The 22,082-nt window shown below is 70.7% G+C and carries 19 protein-coding genes and 1 pseudogene; 7 read left to right on the top strand and 13 right to left on the bottom strand.

The window, feature by feature from the left end; translation table 11 throughout:
- Window positions 1-119: 119 nt before the first annotated feature.
- From ACGFNH_RS24675 to ACGFNH_RS24645, 7 genes and pseudogenes are all read right to left on the bottom strand, one after another.
- Entirely contained in the window at window positions 120-1,769 is a 1,650-nt protein-coding gene (locus tag ACGFNH_RS24675) for a long-chain fatty acid--CoA ligase (protein ID WP_393657144.1), read from the bottom strand.
- 127 nt (window positions 1,770-1,896) lie between these two features.
- A complete protein-coding gene (locus ACGFNH_RS24670) occupies window positions 1,897-2,427 on the bottom strand; it encodes a SigE family RNA polymerase sigma factor (protein ID WP_393657142.1) in 531 nt (176 codons plus the stop codon).
- Window positions 2,428-2,637: 210 nt separating this feature from the next.
- The gene (locus ACGFNH_RS24665) at window positions 2,638-3,504 is read right to left on the bottom strand and encodes a DUF1906 domain-containing protein (protein WP_393657140.1); all 867 of its coding nucleotides are present in this window, start codon (window positions 3,502-3,504) and stop codon (window positions 2,638-2,640) included.
- Between the two features lie 63 nt (window positions 3,505-3,567).
- The gene (locus tag ACGFNH_RS24660) at window positions 3,568-4,734 is read right to left on the bottom strand and encodes a lipid-transfer protein (RefSeq protein ID WP_393657139.1); all 1,167 of its coding nucleotides are present in this window, start codon (window positions 4,732-4,734) and stop codon (window positions 3,568-3,570) included.
- Window positions 4,735-4,862: 128 nt separating this feature from the next.
- A pseudogene (locus tag ACGFNH_RS24655) lies at window positions 4,863-5,288 on the bottom strand (MaoC family dehydratase); the annotation flags it as partial.
- A gap of 3 nt (window positions 5,289-5,291) precedes the next feature.
- The gene (locus ACGFNH_RS24650; protein WP_393657137.1) at window positions 5,292-6,200 is read right to left on the bottom strand and encodes a bifunctional MaoC family dehydratase N-terminal/OB-fold nucleic acid binding domain-containing protein; all 909 of its coding nucleotides are present in this window, start codon (window positions 6,198-6,200) and stop codon (window positions 5,292-5,294) included.
- 175 nt (window positions 6,201-6,375) lie between these two features.
- The gene (locus ACGFNH_RS24645) at window positions 6,376-6,687 is read right to left on the bottom strand and encodes a hypothetical protein (protein WP_393657135.1); all 312 of its coding nucleotides are present in this window, start codon (window positions 6,685-6,687) and stop codon (window positions 6,376-6,378) included.
- 318 nt (window positions 6,688-7,005) lie between these two features.
- On the opposite strand from ACGFNH_RS24645, the gene ACGFNH_RS24640 reads away from it, so the two are divergent.
- Window positions 7,006-7,971, top strand: coding sequence for a bifunctional DNA primase/polymerase (locus tag ACGFNH_RS24640; RefSeq protein ID WP_393657133.1), 966 nt, complete (start codon window positions 7,006-7,008; stop codon window positions 7,969-7,971).
- Window positions 7,972-8,294: 323 nt separating this feature from the next.
- Here ACGFNH_RS24640 and ACGFNH_RS24635 read toward each other — a convergent pair whose 3' ends face one another.
- Window positions 8,295-8,717 (bottom strand): MarR family winged helix-turn-helix transcriptional regulator, encoded by a 423-nt coding sequence (locus ACGFNH_RS24635; protein ID WP_393657131.1) that lies wholly within the window; start codon window positions 8,715-8,717, stop codon window positions 8,295-8,297.
- A 130-nt stretch (window positions 8,718-8,847) separates the two neighbouring features.
- Between ACGFNH_RS24635 and ACGFNH_RS24630 the strand changes: the two genes are divergently transcribed.
- Together ACGFNH_RS24630 and ACGFNH_RS24625 are read left to right on the top strand one after the other, a co-directional pair.
- A complete protein-coding gene (locus ACGFNH_RS24630; RefSeq protein WP_393657129.1) occupies window positions 8,848-9,831 on the top strand; it encodes an aldo/keto reductase in 984 nt (327 codons plus the stop codon).
- A 98-nt stretch (window positions 9,832-9,929) separates the two neighbouring features.
- Entirely contained in the window at window positions 9,930-10,763 is an 834-nt protein-coding gene (locus ACGFNH_RS24625) for an SDR family oxidoreductase (protein ID WP_393657127.1), read from the top strand.
- A 109-nt stretch (window positions 10,764-10,872) separates the two neighbouring features.
- Here the strand turns inward: ACGFNH_RS24625 and ACGFNH_RS24620 are convergent, their stop codons facing one another.
- Window positions 10,873-11,415 carry a GNAT family N-acetyltransferase gene (locus ACGFNH_RS24620; RefSeq protein WP_393657125.1) on the bottom strand — a complete coding sequence of 181 codons (543 nt, stop codon included), beginning with the start codon at window positions 11,413-11,415 and terminating at the stop codon, window positions 10,873-10,875.
- 301 nt (window positions 11,416-11,716) lie between these two features.
- Window positions 11,717-12,229, bottom strand: a complete 513-nt coding sequence (locus ACGFNH_RS24615) for a GNAT family N-acetyltransferase (protein WP_393657123.1) — start codon at window positions 12,227-12,229, stop codon at window positions 11,717-11,719.
- Between the two features lie 391 nt (window positions 12,230-12,620).
- On the opposite strand from ACGFNH_RS24615, the gene ACGFNH_RS24610 reads away from it, so the two are divergent.
- Together ACGFNH_RS24610 and ACGFNH_RS24605 are read left to right on the top strand one after the other, a co-directional pair.
- On the top strand, window positions 12,621-13,208 hold the full coding sequence (locus tag ACGFNH_RS24610; protein WP_393657121.1) for a GNAT family N-acetyltransferase: 588 nt from the start codon (window positions 12,621-12,623) through the stop codon (window positions 13,206-13,208).
- Window positions 13,209-13,588: 380 nt separating this feature from the next.
- On the top strand, window positions 13,589-14,071 hold the full coding sequence (locus tag ACGFNH_RS24605; RefSeq protein WP_393657119.1) for a YfbM family protein: 483 nt from the start codon (window positions 13,589-13,591) through the stop codon (window positions 14,069-14,071).
- Between the two features lie 161 nt (window positions 14,072-14,232).
- Here the strand turns inward: ACGFNH_RS24605 and ACGFNH_RS24600 are convergent, their stop codons facing one another.
- Window positions 14,233-14,706: a carboxymuconolactone decarboxylase family protein gene (locus ACGFNH_RS24600; protein ID WP_393657117.1), complete on the bottom strand. Its 474-nt coding sequence runs from the start codon at window positions 14,704-14,706 to the stop codon at window positions 14,233-14,235.
- A gap of 749 nt (window positions 14,707-15,455) precedes the next feature.
- On the opposite strand from ACGFNH_RS24600, the gene ACGFNH_RS24595 reads away from it, so the two are divergent.
- Both ACGFNH_RS24595 and ACGFNH_RS24590 read left to right on the top strand, forming a co-directional pair.
- A complete protein-coding gene (locus ACGFNH_RS24595) occupies window positions 15,456-16,442 on the top strand; it encodes an LCP family protein (RefSeq protein ID WP_393657115.1) in 987 nt (328 codons plus the stop codon).
- Window positions 16,443-16,914: 472 nt separating this feature from the next.
- On the top strand, window positions 16,915-20,121 hold the full coding sequence (locus ACGFNH_RS24590) for an ATP-binding protein (protein ID WP_393657113.1): 3,207 nt from the start codon (window positions 16,915-16,917) through the stop codon (window positions 20,119-20,121).
- Here ACGFNH_RS24590 and ACGFNH_RS24585 read toward each other — a convergent pair.
- Together ACGFNH_RS24585 and ACGFNH_RS24580 are read right to left on the bottom strand one after the other, a co-directional pair.
- On the bottom strand, window positions 20,102-20,920 hold the full coding sequence (locus ACGFNH_RS24585) for an ABC transporter permease (RefSeq protein WP_393657111.1): 819 nt from the start codon (window positions 20,918-20,920) through the stop codon (window positions 20,102-20,104). The genes ACGFNH_RS24590 and ACGFNH_RS24585 overlap by 20 nt on opposite strands.
- Window positions 20,917-21,888: an ATP-binding cassette domain-containing protein gene (locus ACGFNH_RS24580; RefSeq protein WP_393657109.1), complete on the bottom strand. Its 972-nt coding sequence runs from the start codon at window positions 21,886-21,888 to the stop codon at window positions 20,917-20,919. The genes ACGFNH_RS24585 and ACGFNH_RS24580 overlap by 4 nt, the downstream gene beginning before the upstream one ends.
- Window positions 21,889-22,082: the final 194 nt, after the last annotated feature.

The raw sequence follows: 22,082 nt of genomic DNA, 5'->3' as shown, positions 1-22,082 counted from the left end.
CCGGGTAAGGGCGCCATTTCGGGCCCGACGGGCGTCACTTCGGGCCCGGGTGTACGCCACGGAGAAGGCCGGGGCGGTGAAACACCACCCCGGCCTCTGCGTCAATCCTTCTGCGGTCGTCACATCTCGGTGACGTCCAGCTCCCCGTCCGCGTACTGCTTGCGGAGCACCTTCTTGTCGAACTTGCCGACGCTCGTCTTCGGCACGGCCGGGATCACGGCCCAGCGCTCGGGCACCTGCCAGCGGGCGATCCGCTCCCCGAGCCAGGTCTTGAGCGCCTCGTAGTCGGCGGTGGCGCCCTCCTTCAGAACGACGGTGGCGAGCGGCCGTTCGCCCCACTTGGTGTCGGGCACGGCCACGACCGCGGCCTCGGCGACATCGGGGTGGGCCATGAGATGGTTCTCCAGCTCGACCGAGGAGATCCACTCGCCCCCGGACTTGATGACGTCCTTCGCGCGGTCGGTGATGTTGAGGTAGCCGTTGGGGGTTATCGTCCCGACGTCGCCGGTGCGCAGCCAGCCGTCCTCGGTGAACTTGTCCTCCGGCCGCATGGGGTCGGCGCCGGCGCCGCCGTAGTACGCGCCCGCGATCCAGGGACCCCGTACCTCCAGCTCACCGGCCGACTGGCCGTCCCACGGCAGGAATCCGCCGTCCGGCCCGGTCAGCCGCAGTTCGACGGAGGAGCACAGCCGGCCCTGGCTGAAGCGGTACGGCCACGCCTCTTCCTCGCCGACCCCGGCGGGCGGGTGCGAGACGGTGCCGAGCGGTGAGGTCTCCGTCATGCCCCAGGCGTGGACGACGCGGATGGCGTGCCGCTCCCAGAACGCCGTCATGAGGGCTGGCGGGCAGGTGGCTCCGCCGATGACGACGTGGCCGAGGCTGGACACATCCCACTTGTTGGTGTCGAGTTCGGCGAGCAGGCCCTGCCATATCGTGGGAACGGCGGCGGCGAAGGTGGGCCGCTCGGTCTCGATCATCTCGGCGAGCGGGGCGGGCTGCAGAAAACGGTCGGGCATGAGCAGGGACGTGCCCGCGAGGAAGGCGGCGTGCGGCAGCCCCCAGGCGTTGACGTGGAACATCGGTACGACGGGCAGAGCGATGTCGCGTCCGGTCAGCCCGAACGCCTCGGCGCTGTTGACCTGCATCGAGTGCAGATAGAGCGAACGGTGGCTGTACAGGACGCCCTTGGGGTCCCCGGTCGTGCCGGAGGTGTAGCAGAGGGCGGCGGCCTCGCGCTCGTCGAGGTCCGGCCAGGCGAAGTCGGTGGGGCGGCCGGCGATCAGTTCCTCGTAGTCGTGGACCCGGGCGCCTGCGCCGTCCAGGACGGAACGGTCGCCGGGGCCGGCGACGACGATGTGCTCGACCGACTCCAGCCCGGACAGCAGCGGGGCGAGGAGCGGGAGCAGCGTGCCGTTGACGATGATCACGCGGTCGGCGGCGTGATTCACGATCCAGGTGAGCTGGTCGGCCGGGAGGCGGAGGTTGAGGGTGTGGAGGACCGCGCCCATGGAGGGGATCGCGAGATAGGCCTCGAGATGGACGCCGTTGTTCCACATGAGTGTCGCGACACGCTGGTCGCCGACGACCCCGAGTTCGTCACGGAGCGCATGGGCGAGCTGGGCGGCGCGGGCACCGGTCTCGGCGAACGTACGGCGCTCGGGTTCGGCCTCCCCGGTCCAGGTGGTGACGAGCGAGCCGGAGTGGACGATCGATCCGTGCCGCAGGATGCGGCTCACTGTCAGCGGTACATCCTGCATCGTGCTGTACACCGAGGCCTCCCGAGGTCGCGGTTACGCGAGGGTAGTGGTGAGCCGATTCTGCGTTCATACCAAGCGGTATGTCACTACTTCGCGCACAACGATGCCGGTGTGGGATGGCCCACGGCAGGGGAGCCGATCAGGCGGCACAGCCGAGTTCGGGGTCATCACGCAGTTTGGAGAGGGCACGGGAGACGGCGCTCTTGACCGTGCCGACCGAGACACCGAGCACCTCGGCGGTCTGGGCCTCGCTCAGGTCCTCGTAGTACCGGAGGACGACCATCGCGCGCTGGCGGTCGGGAAGCCGGGATATCGCGCGCCACATGGCGTCGTGAAGGAGCTGCTGTTCCGCAGGGTCCGGGGCAGGGGCCACGTGGGGCTCGGGCAGCTCGTCGCAGGCGAACTCGTCGACCTTGCGCTTGCGCCATTGCGAGGTGCGGGTGTTCACCAGGGCACGTCGCACGTACCCGTCGAGCGCCCGGTGGTCCTCGATCCGCTCCCAGGCCAGGTACGTCTTCGTCAGCGCGGTCTGCAGCAGGTCCTCGGCATCGCACGGGTTCGCGGTGAGCGAGCGTGCGGTGCGCATCAGGACAGGTCCGCGCGCTCGTACATAGGACGAGAACGACGGGAACACTGCTGTGGTGGCGCTCGTTCGGACTGGCGTGGTCATGCGCCAAACCTAGGAGCGCGAGGGGTGCCTGGGGATCGCCCGCAGGTCCCCTTGAAGGGTCAGCCTCAGGTTGTACTCACGACGCAGGCCCTACCTCCCTCAGGTGGAGCGGTCTCCGCCCCGGGGTCAGGGTCGCGTGCCGGGGTCGCATAGGGGGTGGTCCGGGTGCGTAGGGGGACGTGTACGAAGCGTATGCGCCAAGGTCCGTGCCTAGGCGGCGGGTTCGACGTCGTCGATCACGGCGACGGGCGCGTCCACGAGATTCGGGTCGATCGTCATGGTCACTCCGCCGTGCGTCTCCACGACATTGCCCTGGTACTGGTGAATGCGGCGGTGCGGGGCCCATGCGGTGCGGTCGAGCACCGGTTCGTCGTAGAGCGACGGGGAGACGTTCCACCGGGCGAACCACATGATGTCGGGCAGGTCCCGGACTCCGCTGCGGCGCGCGCTCTCGATGTGCTCCACACCCGAGGTGGCACTGCTGTAGAAGCCCGCGAAGTAGCCCTGGCGGCGCACCTCGCGGCTCCACGCGCGGATGAAGGAGAGGGTGTCCTCGGCGCATTCGGTGTCGCGCTGGTCGTACGCCTCGACGTCGAGGTAGAGGGCGCTGCGCTCCAGCATGCCGAGTTCGGCGGCGCTCTCGACGGCGTCGCGCCCCTCTTCCGTGCCCAGGATCGACGGGTCCCCGTCGATGGGCACCGACTTCTTGTTCTGGTTCAGCACGCAGGGGGACTGCGAGCCGACGTAGAGGGGGAGGACGTTCCAGCCGGTTCTGTCCACCTCCCGGATCCAGCGGCGACCCAGGTTGGCCTGCGTCTTGCAGGCCCGGCCCCGGCCGCCGAAGTAGACACCGACAGCCCTGTAGTGGGATTTCCGCCAGGCGTTCATGGAGCCGAGGGACGGGGCCTCGCAGGTGTCGAAGCCCAGCCCGGTGAAGACTTCGGCGCCCTTGGACTGCGGGTCGCCGTCACCCGGGTCCTGCGCCGCGGCGCCTCCGGCGAAGAGCCCGCCGAGCACCGCGGCGAGGGCCGCGATGAGTGCGACCACATATTGAATGATCTTCTTTCGTCGTTCCATAGGGTGAGTGAACGGTGCCCGCAACCCGGAGAAGTGGCAGACACGCGACATGGCTGATCGAAGTCAGCCGGAAGCACCAATCACAAGCCCGGATGTCGGAACTCCGGTTCCCGCCGTCACCAGAACCGTGCTAGCCCCCGCCACCTGGTTCACAGCACTGCCGCGCACCTGCCGTACGGCCTCGGCGATGCCGTTCATCCCGTGCAGATACGCCTCGCCGAGCTGGCCGCCGTGCGTGTTGAGCGGCAGGTCACCGGCGGCGACGAAGGCGCCCGCCTCGCCGCGCGGGCAGAAGCCGAACTCCTCCAGCTGCATCAGGACGAACGGGGTGAAGTGGTCGTAGAGGATCGCCACGTCGATGTCGGCGGGGCGCAGCCCGCTGCCGCTCCACAGGCGGCGCGCGACGACACCCGTCTCGGGCAGCCCGGTCAGGGGGCCGTGATGGAAGCCGGTCATCTGCTCCTGGGCACGGCCGGCCCCCTGCGCCGCGGCGGTGATGACGGCGGGCGGGTTGCGCAGGTCCCGGGCCCGCTCCACCGAGGTCACCACGATCGCCTGTCCGCCGTCCGTCTCCTGGCAGCAGTCGAGCAGGCGCAGCGGCTCGACGATCCAGCGGGAGGCGGCGTGGTCGTCGAGCGTGATCGGCTTCCCATGGAAGTACGCGGCCGGGTTGGTGGCGGCGTACCGGCGGTCGGTGACGGCGACATGACCGAAGACCTCGGGTGTCAGCCCGTATGCATGGAGGTAGCGCTGCGCCGCCATGGCGACCCAGGACGCGGGGGTGAGCAGGCCGAACGGGAGCGCCCAGCCGAGCGCGGCACCCTCGGCCGAGGGCTCGCGGTGCTGCACACCCGACCCGAAGCGGCGGCCGGACCGCTCGTTGAACGCGCGGTAGCAGACCACCACGTCGGCCTGACCCGTGGCGACGGCCATGGCCGCCTGCAGCACGGTGGCGCAGGCCGCGCCACCGCCGTAGTGGATCCGGGAGAAGAACGACAGTTCACCGATGCCGGCCGCCTGCGCCACGGTGATCTCCGGGCTGGTGTCCATGGTGAAGGTGACCATGCCGTCGACGTCGGCGGGGACGAGCCCGGCGTCGTCCAGCGCGGCGTGGACCGCCTCGACCGCGAGCCTCAGCTCGCTGCGGCCGGAGTTCTTGGAGAACTCCGTGGCCCCGATGCCGGCGATGGCCGCCCTGCCGCCCAGGGGATCCCGGTGGCGGACGCTCATGCGCTCACCCCCGGCGTCCCGCCGTCCCGTGTCGGGGCGCCCGGTGTCGGGGCGTCCGGTGTCGGGGCGTCCGGTGTCGGGGCGTCCGGTGTCGGGGCGTCCGGTGTCGGGGCGTCCGGTAACGCGCCTGCTCCCTGCGGGAGTTCGACGGTGACCGTGCCGGTGACGTGGTGGCCGAGGTTGTTGGCGCCGGTCACCCGGACCTCGGCGAACCGGCCGTCCACGGCGGTGACGGTACCGGTCAGCACCATCTCGTCGCCGGGGTAGTTGGGCACGCCCAGCCGGATGGCCACCTTGCGGAGCTGAGCCCGCGGTCCGAAGTGGTCGGTGATGTAGCGGCCGACGAGGCCGTTGGTGGTGAGGATGTTCATGAAGATGTCCGGGGAGCCCTTCGCCCGGGCGGCTTCCGCGTCGTGGTGCACGTCCTGGTAGTCACGGGAGGCGATGGCACCGGCGACGATGAGCGTGCGGGTGACGGGTATGCGCAGCGGCGGGAGTTCCTGGCCGCGGTGCGTCGTGGCGGCGGTGGAAGGCTGCTCTTCGGTGTGCGTCATGGTTCAGCCCTCGCTTCCGCGGAAGACGGGCAACGTCAACTCCTCGTCGGCGGCGAGGAATTCCAGCTCCACCGGCATGCCGATCCGGACCTTGTCGTACGGCACCCCGGTGACGTTGCTGACCATCCGGACACCTTCGGCGAGTTCGACCAGGGCCACCGCGTAGGGAGGGTCGAAGGCGGGGAACGGCGGGTGGTGCATGACGACGTAGGAGTGGACGATCCCGGGGCCGGCGGCGCGCACGGTGTCCCAGTCGGCGGAGGCGCACGCGTTGCACCCGGGGAGCCAGGGGAAGCGGAGCGTGCGGCACGCGGTGCAGCGCTGGATGAGGAGTTCGTGGCGTGCGACGCCGTCCCAGAAGCCGGCGTTGTCGCGGTTGATCACCGGGCGGGGGCGCCTGGCGGCCGGTGCCTGCGACTCGGTGGTGTCCTCGCGCGGCTTCCTCTGCGCGGGCGCGTACTTGAGGACACGGAAGCGGTGGGTGCCGGCGGGTTCGCCGTCGGCCGTGATGTCCATCCGGGTGGTCACGAAGTGGCCCGAACCGAGCTTCGTCGTCTTCCGCGGGGACACGGACTCGATCACGGCGTCGAATCCGATGCGGTCGCCGGGGCGGAGGGGGCGCAGATACTCCTGCTCGCAGTCGGTCGCCACGATGGAGGTGAACCCGGCCTCGTCCAGGAGCTCCAGCAGCTCGATGTACGCCCCGGTCCTGTGCGGCCCGGACAGCCCGGCCATGGTCCACGCCTGCAGCATGGTGGGCGGCGCGACGGCGGGGTACGCGGGGCCGGTGTCGCCCATGGCTTCGCACCAGTGCCGGATCATGGGCTCGTTGACGGGGTCGCGCCCCTTCCCTCCGGTCGCGGCGGGCCGCCCCTCGTACGTCTTGATCCGCTCGTACAGGCCGTCGTCCACTCCCACCCCACCCCCTGCGCCGTGCCGGTCAAGGTTTCTGACTGTCCGTCAGATAAGGGGTGGTGTCAAGGTCGCGGACGCCACGGACCGGGGCCGGACGCGGCTGCGCGGCGGCACCTGACAGATGCCGCCGCGCGAACCGCTCACCCTCCCCGGTGGCTGCGGAACCCCCCGCTCACTTCAGTCGGCTGAAGTACACCGAGACGTCGTGCGTGGACTGGTCGATGGTGGTGCTCTCCGCGTCCTTCACGCTGGCGGTGCTGTTCTGGTTCGAGGCACCGGCGCCCGTCGAGACCTGCTGCACCGTCGTGGAGTTGCCCGAATTCCGGCCGCTGGCGCCGCTGCCCATGAGCGCGGCGGTGCTCGCGTTCGATCCGTCGCCCGCGGACGGCCCGTTCTCGGCCTGCGCGACGCCCGTGAACAGGGCGGCCGCCAGCGGCAGCGAGGCGAGGGCGGCGAGGCCGCGGACGGTACGGATGCTTGCCATGTGTCTCCTCCAGGAGCGGAAGTGCTGGGTACTACGCGGCAGTTGTCCGGCGCTGCGCGACAGCCGGCCGGCCGAATTCGCGCTGCGACGACGCCGCGCAGCCAGAGTTGCCCACGAAATGCGGGGCGAAAGCCCGGGACGACCCGATTCGCCCGCAGGTGTGACGACCGGGCGGCAAACCTCGCGCGCGCCCATGAGCCGTGCTCGCACCGCCGTACGCGGGGTGGATGCGGAGGATCCCGCCACCACGCCCCTCTTTCGGGTGAGGAGGGTGGCGGCCCACTTTCCAGGTTCGAACACGTGAACGAGAATGAGGGTATGGCTTTGCCCGCCACGCCCTGGCCCCCGGCAGGGGTTCCCCCCGTCGACGCCCGCCGCCACGCCCTGGCCGCGGCGGCGTTCGGCCTGCCCGTGATCCCCCTGACCCGCGGCAAGCTGCCCGCCGTGCGCTCCCCGCACCACGCGGACCACTCGCCCGTACGGTGCACGGGCGAGTGCGGCCGGGCAGGCCACGGCATCCACGACGCGACGACCGACCCGGCAGCGGTCCTGGCGCTCTTCGCCGCCGCACCGTGGGCGACGGGCTACGGCATCGCCTGCGGCCGCGCCCCGCACCACCTCATCGGCCTCGACCTGGACGTCAAGCACGGCACGGACAGCCTCGCCTCCCTGCGGCTGCTCGCCCGCGAACACGGCTTCACCGTCCCGGGCACCGTCACCGTCCTCACGCCCAGCGGCGGCCTCCATCTCTGGCTGACCGGCCTGCCCGGTCGGCCCGTGGCGAACTCGGCCGGCCGCCTCGCTCCCGGCATCGACGTGCGCGGAAACGGCGGCTATCTGGTCGGACCGGGGTCGTGCACCCTTCATGGGGTGTACCGGCTCGCGCCGGGCCCCGTCCGGCCGGCGCCCGCCCCGGGAGCGCTCCTACGTCTGCTCGCGCCGCCGCATCGCGCGCCGCCGCACCCGGACCTGCATGCCGTGGGACGTCCGGGGTCGTGCGCCCCGGGCTCCGACGGCGTCGCACTGATCCGGTTCGTCCGGGATTCGCAGCCCGGACAGCGGAACGACCGGCTCTTCTGGGCCGCCTGCCGGGCCTACGAGTGCGGACTCGGCGAGGACCTGGCCCCGGACCTGACCGACGCCGCCCTCGGGAGCGGCCTCACCGAGCGCGGGGCCCGCGCCACCCTCGCCTCGGCCGCGCGGCACGTGGCTCCGAGGGCTCCTGGGGTCGCGGGAGCGCCGGACGCCGCCCACCGCCGAATCTCCCTCGACGGCAGAACCTAGGCAGGTCACTAGTGCCGTCGGTGCCATCCTCAAGAGCAACGAGCCGAGCGGGCTGCCCGGTTCGTGGTGGCACTCACGTGCCTCGCCGTCCCAGCGCTCCGGCTTGCCACCCTGTGAGCGAGCCGGATCTCCCGCCGACCCCCGGAGCGGGAGTGGGGAAGGGGCGTCCGGCTGGATCCGGGCGCCCCTTCCGCTTGCTCGCACCGCTCGTACGGCTCGTGCTCCGCTCGTGCGGCTCCTGCGGTCTGTGCGGTTCCTGCGGTTCCTGCGGTTCTACGCCGTGAACTCCCGGCCGCCCGCCCGTGCAGGTTGGGCACCCGCCCTCATGAATCGGCCATGAGCCGCAGGAGGTCGCGCAGTTCGCGCCGCTGGTCCCGGCCGAGGGCGACGAGCGGGTCGCTCGCGAAGCGCAGCCGCTGCTGCAAGTCCTGGGCCGCGGCCTTCCCGTCATCCGTCGTGGCCAGAAGCTTGACCCGTCGGTCGTTCGGATCGGGGCGACGCTCGACGAGGCCGCGGGCCTGAAGCCGGTCGATGACGCCGGTGAGGTTGGACGGCTCGGCCCCCACGCGCTCGGCGATCCGCCGCATCGGCAGCGGCGTCTCGTCCAGGGCGAGGAGCACCTTGACCTGCTGCGGCGTGATGTCGTGCTGGGCGGCGGCAGCCTCGTACTCCCGGCTGTAGCGCGTTGTGATCTTCGCGAAGAGGGCGATCACCTCGGAGGACAGCGGGTCGCGCGCAGAAGCCATGGTCACAGCCTAAGGGGAACTGGTAGAGCACTACCAGAATTGACAATGATGGTTATGCATCATAACTTCTTCTGTGTCAGCGAGCGCGCACCCCACGCGCCCCTCCTCACCTCACGGCGGGAGCCGCACCATGAAGCAGCGCACCCTCGGCACCCACGGCCCGGCGGTCCACCCCCTCGGCCTCGGCCTGATGGGCATGTCCGAGTTCTACGGCACCACCGACGACGACCGGTCGGTCGCCACCATCCACCGCGCCCTCGACCTGGGCGTGAACCTGCTCGACACCGCGGACGTCTACGGCTCCGGCCACAACGAGAAGCTGCTCGGCCGCGCCCTGGCCGGCCGCCGGCGCGAAGAGGCCGTCGTGGCCACCAAGTTCGGCGCCCGACGCCAGGGGAACACCGCCACCGTCGACTCCACCCCCGAATACGCCAAGCAGGCGGTCGACGCCTCGCTCGCCCGTCTCGGACTGGACCACATCGACCTGTACTACCTGCACCGCCGCGACCCGCAGGTGCCGATCGAGGACACCGTCGGCGGCCTGGCCGAGCTCGTCGCCGCGGGAAAGATCCGCCACATCGGACTGTCGGAGGTCAACGCCGACACCCTGCGCAGGGCCCACGCCGTCCACCCGGTCGCCGCCCTGCAGACCGAGTACTCGCTGTGGGAGCGCTCGGTGGAGACGGCCATCCTGCCCACCGCCCGCGAACTGGGCGTCGCTCTCGTCCCCTACTCCCCCGTGGGCCGCGGCTTCCTGTCCGGCGCGGTCACGGACCTCGCCTCGCTCGCCGAGGACGACTACCGCCGCATGGATCCGCGCTTCCAGGGCGAGAACCTCCGCCGCAATCTGCGCCTGGCCGAACAGGTACGCGCCCTCGCCGCCGACATCGGCATCACACCCACGCAGCTCGCCCTCGCCTGGCTGCTGCACCAGGGCGAGAACGTCGTACCGATCCCCGGCACCAAGCGCATCGCGTACCTCGAGGAGAACGCGGCCGCCGCGGACGTGGCCCTGAGCGCGGCGCACCTGGCGGCGCTCGACCTGGCTCTGCCGCCGGGCGCGGCCGCGGGGCTTCGCTACCCCGAGCAGCTCATGGACAGCGTCAACACCTGACGTCCCCCGGGCCGGACCGCGCCCACTCCGCACTCCCCCGATCAGCACCCACGATCAGCACCCCCGATCAGCACCCAGCGAAAGGCAGAGCGCACACCATGAAGGTCGTACTCATCACCGGCACCTCCACCGGCATCGGGCGGGCCGCCGCCGTCCTCGCGGACAAGGCCGGCTACCAGGTCGTCGCGACCATGCGCGACACGGACAAGGCGGGGCCGCTGCGCGAGGCACTGCCCGGAGCCGACATCCGGCAGCTCGACGTGATCGACCCGGCATCCGTCGCGGCCTGCGTCGACGGTGTCATCGCCGACTACGGGCGACTGGACGCGGTGATCAACAATGCGGGCGCCGGGCACCTCGGGACCCTGGAACTCGAGGACGTGGACGACGTCCGGAGAGTCATGGAGGTCAACTTCTTCGGCGTCGTCCAGGTGTCCAAGGCCGCCTTGCCGCATCTGCGTGCCTCCAAGGGCCGCCTCATCACGGTGACGAGTGTCGGGGGAGTGGTGGGCCAGCCGTTCAACGAGGCGTACTGCGCAGCGAAGTTCGCCGTCGAGGGCTGGATGGAGAGCCTCGCCCCGGTGGTGGCCAAGCTGGGCGTCACGGTGAGCGTCGTCGAACCGGGCGCCGTGGTCACCGAGTTCGTCAGCAACGTCCGTGCCGACCGCGACGTCGACGCTCTGATCGCCGGCGCCGGCGACTACCGGCCGGTGATCGAGAGCTACCTCGAGCGGACGGCCGCGGCGTACGACGCCTCGACCTCCCAGAGCGCGGCGGAGTGCGCGGAGTACGTGATCCGGCCCCTGACCGACGCCGAGCCGCGCTTCCGCTACCAGACCTCCGACTGGGCGGCCGAGTTCACCGCGGTGAAGCTGGCCGACGCGGACGGCTCCGCGGTCCAGCGGCTCACCGGCTCCTGGCTGGGCGCCTGACCGCCCGGGCCATCGGCGGCCCGCGGGTGGGGCAGCCGGACCGGGTCACGGTCCGGCAGCCCACTGCTGCCGGCGCGTGTCCGACGACGACGCACACCGCGGCGAGGTTCTATGCGGTGAGCGTTCGCCACCGTTCGGCCAGCAGCCCGAACAGCAGGTCGTCGGTCCACTCGCCCTTGAGCCAGGTGAACTCGGGCCGCAGACCCTCGCGTTGGAAGCCCACACGCTCCAGCAGCCGCGCGGAGGGCAGATTGCGGGCGTCGCACTCGGCGGACACGCGGTGGAGGTTGCGCCGCTCGAACAGGTCCCGCAGCACCGCGCCGATCGCCTCGCCCGCATATCCGTGTCCCTGCCGGTTCGGTGCGAGGGTGAAGCCGATCTCGGCCTGCATCCGGTTCTCGTGCAGGCCCACGCCCACATCCCCGACGAGTGCGCCGTCGTCCTTCAGCTCCACCGCGTACTGGAACCACCCCGGCGCGCTCGGGTCACCGGCGGCGTACGACCGGACGAGCGCGTCCGCGGCCTCGACCGGAACCGGTGAGATCCAGCTCTGGTAGCGGGCGACCTCCGGGACGGAGCGGTACGCGGCGAGCGCGGGCGCGTCCTCCGGCCGGAAGCGGCGCAAGGAGAGTCGGTCGGTCTGCGGAAACATCTCCGGAGCATCCCACGCCGCCCCCCGCTCGTACGGCCTGTGCCGTCCTGTGCCGTCGGACGCCCGGAGCTGAAGAACCAGGCCGGTACGGCGTGTTCGTGGACGGTGGCGTGGTGCCCGATGACCTTGCCATGAGCCCTCGAAACGCATCGTTCGCAACGACCGCGATCGGCGTTGCACGCGGGTCGAAGGGGAGGCTGCGCGGGGGCGTGTGGCACGCCCCCGCGCAGCAGTGCAGCAGTGCATCAGTGCATCAGTGCATCAGTGCATCAGTGCATCAGTGCATCAGTGCATCAGTGCATCAGATGCCGAACGGTGCGGCGTACCGCACGGTTCCGCTGGGCAGCGGGTGATCGGCATCAAGGGTGAGGGCCATCAGGGCCTCGTCCGGGACGTCGATGGTCAGACCGATGCCGTGGGCGGACGCCCGGGCGAACCCGAACCGGGGGTAGTACTCCGGGTGTCCCAGGACGACGACGTAGTACTCGCCCATGTCCTTGGCCGCGGCCAGGGCCGCGCGAACGGCCGCGGAGCCGGCGCCGCTCTTCTGCTGCCCCGGCCGGACGGCGCACGGGGCCAGGCACAGGGCCGGGGTGTCGCCGATGTGGCAGCGGGTCAGCAGTGCGTGACCGACGAGGTCGCCGTCCTCGTCCGCGGCGACGACGGACAGCCCGTCGATCCAGGCGGCGCGGTCGGCGCGCAGGGCGTCGACGAGGTCGGCCTCCTCCGCGGAGGGGAAGGCGGCGAGGGTGATCTCGCGGATGACGGAGGTGTCGGCGCTGGTCTCAGCGCGGGTGATCCAGATGTTGCGCATGATGGATGGAAGATCCGTTTCGGAGTGATGTTCGTGTGGACGCCCCGCGAGCTCACGCTCCCAGCGAGGGCGGACAGGATGGGGTCAGGCCACGGCCCGGGGCGCGAGGAAGACCCGGGCACTGCGCATGGTGGCCTTGTATGCGGTCATCAACCTCACCTCCCTGTTTCTCCAGCTCCTGATCCGACACGAACTGCTGCAGTTTACACGGACTCGACGGAGCGCATGAACCGCCCCGAAAGGTAAGGGGCACATCCGCGCCCTCCTTCGCCACCAGGGGACCGGGCATCGCCGGGGCACGCGCGGGCCTGTCGTTCGCGCCCCGCCAGGCGGTGAAAAGAGCATGCCGATCCACCGTCCCCGGTGATAGTCCACCTCCATGGAGGATGTCGTGACCGCGCGGCTTGTGCTGCACGCGATGAGCCCCGGCGAGGCAGAACGCGTGATCGCGGGCGAGCCGGGCAGCACTGACCGATGGGCTGCCGGATACCCGGCCGAAGGGGACGTGGCCGGAGCCGCACGATTTCTGGATGTCTGCGCACGCACCGGAAAGCCGCAGCCGTTCGGCGCCTACGAAATCCGGCGCCGCGACGACGGGCGGGCCATCGGAGGTCTGGGCTTTCACGGCCCTGCGGACCACAGCGGCAGCGTCACGATCGGCTACGGCCTGATCCCGGCCGCACAGGGCAAGGGGTACGCCTCCGAGGCGCTCCGTGCACTCCTGACGTCGGTTCGCACGCACGGCATCACCCGCGTACGAGGCGACACCGACCGGGGCAACGTGGCATCGCAGCGCGTCATGACCGCCGTCGGGATGCGGTCGGTCGCGGAGGACGCGAACCTGAAGTACTACGAGATCGCCTGCACGGACGGAGCGGTGCAGCCAACTACCCCCTTCTTGGGGACGGTTCGTGATGAGACGTACAGCGCAACACCCGGTCGGCTCCCGCACGCGGACGACCGGGGGCGAAGGATGTGAACCCACGGCGGTGTCGCCCCACGAGGGCCTGCCCGGATCGAGGTGGAACCTGGCGGAGACGACGTCCCTGGCGCACGGCACCGTGGGGCTTCACCACCGCCGTGCCCACCCCGCCTGAGCTGTCGCGGCAGCGGTCAGGGCGTGAGGTCTCGGGCCTCGCACGTCCATGAAGCAGAGGCAGGGTCCGTTCCGGAACTGGCAGCGGATTCACGGAAGTCGTCGTCCCGTCCGGCCAATGCCGCTTGCCGCCCTGGGCATCCCATCACTCGATCATGAGGGTTGCGGCCCACGCGGCCCGTCTGTCAGAGCCCCGTGGAACACTCCCCGAGTTGCTCGACCAACGGGTCGAACAAGCGGTACACCAAGGGGGATTGCAGTTCATGGGCGTGAGCCTTTCGTTCATCGGCGCGACGACGGAGGAGCTGGACAGGGCGGAGAAGGACCCGAGTCGGGCCCATGAATACCTCGACGAGCTGTACGACGACGACACCTCGACGCGGGGTCGTCCCCACGGCGACCCGGACAGAGCGTGGGCCGGCCTCCAGTTCCTGCTCGACGCGGCGGACGTGGACCTCGACTTCCTGATGGACGGGTCCGTGATCTTGGAGGACGGCACCCTGTTCGGGTGGTCCGCGGAGCAGATCGAGAGCGTGGCACGGCAACTTCGGGCGACCCCGTGGGAGCGGATGGCGGCCCACTACGACCCGGAGCGGATGACGAAGAACGAGGTGTACCCCAACACCTGGGGGTTCGACCCCGAGGGCGAGCTGGACTGGCTCGAGCACACCTACGAGGAACTCATCGCGTTCTTCACCGCGGCGGCCGAGGGCGGGTATGGGGCGTTCATGACCTTCAGCTTCTAGGTGCTCCGATGGGGCAGGCCTGCTGCGGCGCGGTGCCGATGCGCAAGGCCGAGCGCCCGGCGGTCCGGAGGAACACGCCCCGGGCTCCGGCGAGCAGTGCCCGGGGGCGTGTTCTGTTGCTGGGGCCGAAGGGCACCGGCGGCCCGGCCGGCCACTCCTCGTTATCCGAACTGGCCGGGCTGGTAGTCACCGGCGGGCTGCTGGACCATGACGTTCCCGCGGTTGAATGCGTTGATGAGGGCGATGGCGCACACCAAGACCGCGAGCTGGTCCTCGTCATAGTGCTTGGCGGCATTCGCCCAGACCTCGTCCGTGACCCCGCCGGCCCCGTCGGCGATGCGAGTGCCCTGCTCCGCCAGCTCCAGGGCGGCGCGCTCGGCATCGGTGAACACCGTGGCCTCCCGCCAGGCCGCGACCAGGCTGAGGCGCGTCATGGTCTCCCCGGCGTGCGCGGCGTCCTTGGTGTGCATGTCGACGCAGAAACTGCAGCCATTGATCTGACTCGCGCGGAGCTTCACCAGTTCCTGGATCGAGGCCGGCAGCGTGGAGTCCGCGAGAGCCTGGCTCGCCGAGACGATGTGCCTGGTGAACTTGGCTGCGACCTGGTTGCCGAAGAGGTTCAAGCGAGCGTTCATCGTGTGCTCCTGTGTCGCTGTTGCTGGTTATACCTCTTGGACGGAACAGCCCGGCAGAACTGTGACATCGGCCGGTGCCGCCGTGCCCGCGGAGGCGACCACTCAGGTCCGGCGACCGCCGCCTGTTCGATCTCCGGGTCAATACCGCTGGTCTCGCCCTCATCCGCGGCAGCGGCGCGACGTGCGTCTCGTGATACGGCTTGCCGCCCACGGTGAGCAGATCGGGGAAACGTATCCGGCCGGCCACCGCATCGCGCTCCCAAGTGGAATCCGCCATCAAGCACACCCGTATCCGCTGAGAATGTCGAGGAATTACGGGAAAGGCGTGCCGGGCCCCATCACCCCCTTCGTATCGGGGTGCTCTCGCTTCATGTCCTCGGGCTACCGGGGCACGCTACGGCCGCGGCGCTACGGCGGTACGCCGAAGGTGATCGCGCTGTTCACACGACCCCGATCTGGACCTGGCCGATGCTGCCAGGAGCCAGGACATCCTCACCGGGGCACTTCGAGAACTCACAGCGATCAGCTAGAGCAAATGACGTATTCGATTGCGCGCCGGGGACCGGTTTAAGGGTGGGCACAAACACTCCGCTTATCTTCTTGGCACCTTGTCCATCGGCCGAACAGGAGCAAGCTCCGTGCCAGTGCAGAAGTCCGATGCCGATCGGGGCGCAAGAGCGCCCCGCCGCCCCTATGAACGATTCAGGATGCTCGCCCCCATGGGTGCCCTCGTTCTGCTCGGAGCAGGTATGAGCCAGATCGGCCATGCGACTGCCCCAGATGGCTGGCTCAACCGTGTGCTGCCCTGGCAGGACTCCGATGGAGCGATGAACATCCTGCTGGTCGGCACCGACAGCCGGGACTGGGGAACCGTCACGCCGGAGGAAAAGGAGGCGTTCCGCCTGGGCGGCGTGGCCTGCGACTGCACCGACACGATGATGCTGGTGCATCTCTCCGGCGACCGGAAGAGCGCCGACGTCGTCAGTATGCCCAGAGATTCGCTGGTCGAGCTGCCCGCTCATCGCGATCGGCGCACCGACGCGGAGCATCCGTCCCACATGGCGAAGATCAATGGTGCCTGGGCGGAAGGCGGGGCGGACCTCACCCTGCAGACTGTCGAGGCAATGACGGGGCTGAAAATTGACAAGCTTTTGCAAGTCGATTTTCGGCGTTTCATGGACGCCGTCAACACGGTGGGTGGTGTGGAGGTCTGCACCGACGTACCGCTGCAGGACCGCAGCACCGGTCTGGATCTCTCCCCCGGAACTCACCACGTCGCCGGTGGCCCCTCCTTGCAGTACGTGCGTTCCCGAAAGGTCGACGGCCGGGCCGACTTGGGACGGATCCAGCGGCAGCAACGCTTTCTCATGTCGTTCCTGAGCAAACTGTCCAAGGACGATATGCTGAACAATCCGGACCTGTTGCGCAAGCTCAGTTCGACATTCGTCGGCCCCGAGCCGATCAACCGAGGTTTCAGCGCCACGGAGCTGTTCGACCTCGTCGTTACGCTGCGCGACCTGAGTCCGGCATCCGTGGAACTGGCAACCGTACCGATCAGCGGTTTCGACCAGAACATCAGAGGAATCGGCTCCACGCTGAAGTGGGACGACAAGAAAGCGGAAGAGCTGTTCGCTGCAGTGCGCGATGAACGGCCGCTCGTGAACGAGGCACCGCCGAGCACTGGCCCACTGGGCGAGTACTGGCCGGTCAAGGGCGACTCTCTCACATGCAGCTGACTGACTGATTTCGGAGTGAGTTCGGTGTGCAGCCCGGCATCCGACCGCTGCCCCCGGAACAGGAAGCAACTGCCGAGCCGTCGACCAGGGGCGGCCCCGCGCCGTTCGAGCGGGGCATCGCAGCCCTCGGCCCCGTACGAGGCCCGTACGGGCTCACCGGGCCGGCTCACGACGACGAACAGATCGCCGCGTGGCTGGAGGCCAACGACATCACCCGCCGGCGCCTGTCGGCGACACGCCGTCAGAAGCGGTCGCCGACGGCCCGGCCGGGGGGGTTGGACAAGGCCACGTACTCGGCGGGACCGGTGTCGGCGCGGGAGCAGGAACGGTCGGTGCGGGAGCAGGAACGGTCGCCGCGGCTGCGGCAGCCGCCGCGGCAACGGGCGCGCGCTGGGCAAGGGCCGCCCGCGCCCCGTGAGTTCGGCCCGCGGCGGGGAGTTCCGGCGTCCGGCGCCTTGGCTAATCTGCACGGGTGACCACCGACCTGACCCTGCTGCCGCGTGTCGCCTATCGCGGACAGGAGGTCACCGCGCCCCGGCTCCGCGGTCTCCTTGCGCTGCTCGCGGGCGACTTGCGCACGGGCTGCAGCACCGAGCGGCTCGTGGCGGGGTTGTGGCCGGTGGAGTTGCCGGAGCGGCCGGGAAAGGCGGTACAGGTCCTCGTGTCCAGGGCGCGGGCGCAGCTGGGCGCCGACGTCCTCGCAAGCACGCCGACCGGATACCGGCTCGCCCTCGCCGAGGATCAGGTCGACAGCTCCGCCCTGCTGCTGCATGCCGCCGCGAGCGCGTACCGGGCCAGGGCCGGGGACCACGCGGGTTCGCTGGCCGCGGCCGAGGCCGGGCTCGCGCTGTGGGAGGGCACCCCTGACGGGGTCGGCGACACCGACGACCCCGTAGCCGCGTTGCGCACCGAGCGCGCCCCCGTCCGCGGCACGCTCGTACGCGCGCAGGCGCTCGCGCTCGCCCGGCTGGGGCGGCATGCGGAGGCGGCCGGGCCGCTGGCCGTGGCCGCCGCGGAGCATCCGCGCGACGAGGAGGTGCTCGCCGAACTGCTGCGCGTCGAGGCCTCGACGGTGGGACCGTCCGCGGCGCTGACGCGGTACGAGGCGTACCGCCGTGAGCTGCGTGACGGGCTGGGCACGGATCCGGGCGCCGGGCTCAAGGCCGTACAGCAGGAGCTGCTGCGCGGCGAGGCACCTGCGGTCAGGCACGGCGTACCGCACGAGCCGAACCCGCTCCTCGGCCGGGACGAGGACATCGCGGCGGTGGAGCGGCTGCTGCGCCCCTCCCGCGCCGTCACCGTCGTCGGCCCCGGCGGCCTCGGCAAGACCCGGCTCGCGCACGCCGTCAGCCGCCGGGCCGAACAGCGCGTGGTGCATTTCGTGCCACTCGCCGGCGTCACCGCGGACGAGGACGTGGCCGCGGAGGTGGCCTCCGCGCTCGGCGCGGGCGAGGGGCGGCACGGCGCTGGGGGTCCCCCCGGACGAAGTCTGGGGGAGGGTCCCCCCGGACGAAGTCTGGGGGAGAGTCCCGCCGGACGAGGTCCGGGGGAAAGCGGCCACGCCCCGGCCGACCCGGTGTCCGGCATCCTCGGCGTGCTCGGCTCCGGGCCCGCGCTGCTGGTCCTCGACAACTGCGAGCAGGTCGTCCGGGGCGCAGCCGATCTCGTACAGGCCCTGGTCTCGTCCTCGAAGGACCTGCGGGTGCTCGCCACCAGCCGGGCCCCTCTCGGCCTGACATCGGAGGCGGTGTACGCGCTGCCGGAGCTCGGTCTCGACATCTCCATCGAGCTGTTCGCACAGCGGGCCCGGGCCGCCCGGCCCGGTGTGCAGCTGCCGCCGGACGCGGTGGCCGAGCTGTGCCGCCACCTCGACGGGCTGCCGCTCGCCGTGGAGTTGGCCGCGGCGCGGGTGCGGGTCCTCTCGGTTCCGGAGATCGCCCGCCGCCTCGGCGACCGGTTCGCGCTCCTGCGCGGCGGGGCGCGGGACGTGCCGGAGCGCCACCGCACTCTGCACGCGGTCGTGGACTGGAGCTGGAACCTGCTCGCCGAGGACGCCGGGGCGGCGCTGCGCACGCTGTCCGTCTTCCCCGGCGGCTTCTCCGGCGAGGCGGCGGAGCAGGTCCTCGGCGAGGATGCGCTGTCTCTGCTGGAGCAGTTGGCCGATCAGTCGCTGCTCACCGTCGCCGACACCCCGGTAGGCGTACGGTTCCGGATGCTGGAGACCGTACGGGAGTTCAGCGCGGCCCGGCGTGCGGAGGCGGGCGAGGACGAGGAGGCCGTCGGGCGGTTCCTCGCCTGGGCGCGGGACTTCGGGGTCGCGTACCACGACGCGCTCTTCGGCTCGGAACCACTGGCCGCCTGGGGGCGGATCAAGGCCGAGCAGGACAACCTCGTGCCGGCCCTGCGGCACGCCCTGGCGCGTACGGACGGCCCCACCATCGCCGCCCTCACCGCCGTCCTCGCGACTCTGTGGTCCACCGACTCCAACTTTCCCCGCCTTGCCGCCCTCGCAGCAGAGACCGGCCCGCCGCTGTCGCACTACCGCCCCGAGCCCGAATACGTCGAAGTCGCCCGCGCGGCCGCGGTGGTGGGCACGGCAAGCCTGTTCATGGGCTACGGCCCGCGCGCCGTACGCCAGCTCGTCACCCTCCGCCGGCTGCCCCCGGCCCCACCGGACACGCTGCTGCGCGCCACCGGAGTGGTGCTGAGCGCGGTCCCCGAGATGCGGCCTCCCGACTACGAAGTGCTGCGCAGGCTCTGCGACAGCGAGCACCCGCTGGTCGCCGGGATCGCCGAGTGCGTCGCCACCTACCTCTGGGAGTACGAGCACGACATCGACCGTGCACTCGACTCGGCCCGCCGGATGATCGCCGCACTGGCTGCGGTCGACACCCCGACCGTGCAGCTCATGGGGCATTCCCGGCTGGGCGAACTGTGCTTGCGGACGGGGCGGGGCGAGACGGCGTACGAGCACCTCAAAGCGGCGCTCGATGTGCTGCCGCGGCTCGGCGACGGATACGACTACATCGGCATCCGCCCGGCCCTCGTCCTCGCCTGCCTGCAGCGCGGCGACCCCGACGAGGCCGACTTCTGGCTGCGGCAGGCGGAGAGCGACAACACCCCGCAGCAGGACGCCTTCTACAGCACCGATCTCGGCGGGCGCGCCGAGATCGCGCTCGCCCGCGGACTGACGGAGGTCGGGCTCGGCCTGTGGCGCAGCGCCGTGGAGCGGTTGCCCGCGGCCGGCTCGATGCACAGCGACCCCTGGCTCGACCCGTGGGCGCTTCAGATCCAGTCGGCGGCGGTGACGGCGCACGCGCACGCCGACCGTCTCGAGCTCGTCGCGGAGCCCGTCGATCGGCTGTGGCAGCAGCTATGGACCCTGCTCTCCGGACCGTCCGGCTCGCCGATGCAGCTCCCTGTGTTCGGGACGGTGCTGCACGCCCTCGGCATGGCGGGGCTCGCGTCCGGCGACGGCTGTGCCGTACGGATGATCGCGCTGGCCGAACGGCTGCGGGTACTGCGCGAATTCCAGCCGACGATGTCGGCGGCCCGCGCCCGGCAGGCTGCGAAGGACGCCGACGGGGCGGCGTACGCCGACGCGGTGTCGGAGTACGCCGCCCTGGAGCGGGACGAGCTGCGGGAGGCAGCCCGCGCGCTCATCGCGGGTCGCGGTTGAACAATGCCGTCGACCAGCGGTAGCCGAGCGCGGCCAGGCCGGCGCACCAGACGATCGCGATCCACCAGTTGTTGCCGATCTCTGTGCCGAGCAGCAGGCCTCGCAGGGTCTCGATGGCCGGCGTGAACGGCTGGTACTCGGCGATCGGCCGGAACCAGCCCGGCATCGCGTCGACCGGGACGAAGGCGCTCGAGATGAGCGGGAGGACGATCAGCGGCATCGCGTTGTTGCTGGCCGCCTCGGCATTCGGGCTGGCCATTCCCATCCCGACCGCGATCCAGGTGAGCGCCAGGGCGACCAGCGCGAGCAGCCCGAACGCCGCCAGCCACTCCAGGGCCGTGGCGTCCGTGGACCTGAAGCCGATGGCCACGGCGACGGCACCGACGAGGACCACGCTGGCGACCGACTGCAGCACGCTGCCGACGACATGCCCGATGATCACGGAGCCTCGGTGGATCGCCATCGTACGGAAGCGGGCGATGACGCCCTCGGTCATGTCGGTGGAGACGGACACCGCGGCTCCGACGACGGTGCCGCCAATGGTCATCATCAGGATGCCCGGGACGATATAGGCGATGTACTCGGAGCGATCGGCGCCGCCGCCACCGATGCCTGCGCTCATCACGTCGCCGAAGATGTAGACGAAGAGCAGCAGCAGGATGATCGGCGTGAGCAGCAGGTTCAGGGTGAGGGACGGGTAGCGCCGCGCGTGCAGGAGGTTGCGGCGCAGCATCGTGTTCGAGTCGCGTACGGCGAGGGAGATCCGGGTCGTGCGGGCGGGAGCCGCTGAAGCGCTCATCGGACAGCCTCCTTGGGCTGGTTGGGGACGTTGGTGCCGCCGGTCAGGGCGAAGAACACGTCGTCGAGGTCGGGGGTGTGCACGGTCAGCTCATCCGCCTCGATGCCGGCGGAGTCCAGCCAGTCGAGGATGGAACGCAGCTCGCGCTGGCTGCCGTCGCTGGGGATCTGCAGCGCCAGAGCCTCGTCGTACCGGGTGACCTCGCGCAGGGCGACGGCGGCTGACCGGTAGGCGGCCGGGTCGGTGAACCGGAGCCGTACATGCCCGCCGGGGATGAGCCGCTTCAGCTCGTCGGCGCTCCCCTCGGCGGCGATCCTGCCGTCGTTCAGCACCGCGATACGGTCGGCGAGTTCGTCGGCCTCCTCCAGATACTGGGTGGTGAGGAAGACGGTGACGCCGCCGGAGACCAGTTCGCGGATGATGCCCCACATGGTGTGGCGGCTGCGCGGGTCGAGGCCGGTGGTCGGCTCGTCGAGGAAGACGATCCGCGGGGCGCCGACCAGCGTCATGGCGATGTCGAGGCGGCGCTTCATGCCGCCGGAGTAGGTGGAGGCGGGCTTCTTCGCGGCCTCCACCAGGTCGAAGCGCTCCAGCAGCTCGGCGGCGGTGCGGCGGCCCTCGCGGCGGGAGAGGTGGTGCAGGTCCGCCATGAGGAGCATGTTCTCCTCGCCGGTGATCAGGCCGTCGACGGCGGAGAACTGCCCGGTGACGCCGATCGCGGCCCGCACCGCCTGCGGGTCGGCGGCCAGGTCGTGGCCACCGACGTGCAGGTCGCCGGCGTCGGCGGTGATGAGGGTGGAGAGGATCTTGACGGCGGTGGTCTTGCCGGCGCCGTTCGGGCCGAGCAGGGAGAAGATGGTGCCGGCCGGCACCGTCAGATCGATGCCGTCGAGGACCGTCCGGTCCCCATAGGCCTTACGCAGCCCCTTGGCCACGATGGCGAGTGAGTGCGATGTCGTTGTCGTCATGCCGCAGAGGTTGCGGCAAGGCGCATTCAGCGCGGTTTCACGATGGTTTCAGCGCCCTGGAACCGGGCCGCGGAGGGCGATGCCCCCCCTTGCCTCCCTGCCGTTGAGGAGTCGGCCGATGGATGAACAAGATCGGTAGGAGCGTTCCGGGGTGGGCTCTTGCGGGGCCGCCTCGGCGAACGTGGCACCTGATG

The organism is Streptomyces sp. NPDC048639 (assembly GCF_043199075.1).
GTDB lineage: Bacteria > Actinomycetota > Actinomycetes > Streptomycetales > Streptomycetaceae > Streptomyces.
This window is presented reverse-complemented; position numbering and strand designations above follow the sequence as displayed.

Excerpts from the sequence above, each read along its gene's own strand:
- ACGFNH_RS24630 (WP_393657129.1), top strand. The coding sequence starts at position 8,848 with ATGAAGCAGCGCACCCTCGGCACCCACGGCCCGGCGGTCCACCCCCTC.
- ACGFNH_RS24615 (WP_393657123.1), bottom strand. The coding sequence starts at position 12,229 with ATGCGCAACATCTGGATCACCCGCGCTGAGACCAGCGCCGACACCTCC.
- ACGFNH_RS24645 (WP_393657135.1), bottom strand. The coding sequence starts at position 6,687 with ATGGCAAGCATCCGTACCGTCCGCGGCCTCGCCGCCCTCGCCTCGCTG.
- ACGFNH_RS24620 (WP_393657125.1), bottom strand. The coding sequence starts at position 11,415 with ATGTTTCCGCAGACCGACCGACTCTCCTTGCGCCGCTTCCGGCCGGAG.
- ACGFNH_RS24600 (WP_393657117.1), bottom strand. The coding sequence starts at position 14,706 with ATGAACGCTCGCTTGAACCTCTTCGGCAACCAGGTCGCAGCCAAGTTC.
- ACGFNH_RS24580 (WP_393657109.1), bottom strand. The coding sequence starts at position 21,888 with ATGACGACAACGACATCGCACTCACTCGCCATCGTGGCCAAGGGGCTG.
- ACGFNH_RS24665 (WP_393657140.1), bottom strand. The coding sequence starts at position 3,504 with ATGGAACGACGAAAGAAGATCATTCAATATGTGGTCGCACTCATCGCG.
- ACGFNH_RS24640 (WP_393657133.1), top strand. The coding sequence starts at position 7,006 with ATGGCTTTGCCCGCCACGCCCTGGCCCCCGGCAGGGGTTCCCCCCGTC.
- ACGFNH_RS24585 (WP_393657111.1), bottom strand. The coding sequence starts at position 20,920 with ATGAGCGCTTCAGCGGCTCCCGCCCGCACGACCCGGATCTCCCTCGCC.
- ACGFNH_RS24605 (WP_393657119.1), top strand. The coding sequence starts at position 13,589 with ATGGGCGTGAGCCTTTCGTTCATCGGCGCGACGACGGAGGAGCTGGAC.
- ACGFNH_RS24625 (WP_393657127.1), top strand. The coding sequence starts at position 9,930 with ATGAAGGTCGTACTCATCACCGGCACCTCCACCGGCATCGGGCGGGCC.
- ACGFNH_RS24635 (WP_393657131.1), bottom strand. The coding sequence starts at position 8,717 with ATGGCTTCTGCGCGCGACCCGCTGTCCTCCGAGGTGATCGCCCTCTTC.
- ACGFNH_RS24670 (WP_393657142.1), bottom strand. The coding sequence starts at position 2,427 with ATGACCACGCCAGTCCGAACGAGCGCCACCACAGCAGTGTTCCCGTCG.
- ACGFNH_RS24660 (WP_393657139.1), bottom strand. The coding sequence starts at position 4,734 with ATGAGCGTCCGCCACCGGGATCCCCTGGGCGGCAGGGCGGCCATCGCC.
- ACGFNH_RS24595 (WP_393657115.1), top strand. The coding sequence starts at position 15,456 with ATGAGCCAGATCGGCCATGCGACTGCCCCAGATGGCTGGCTCAACCGT.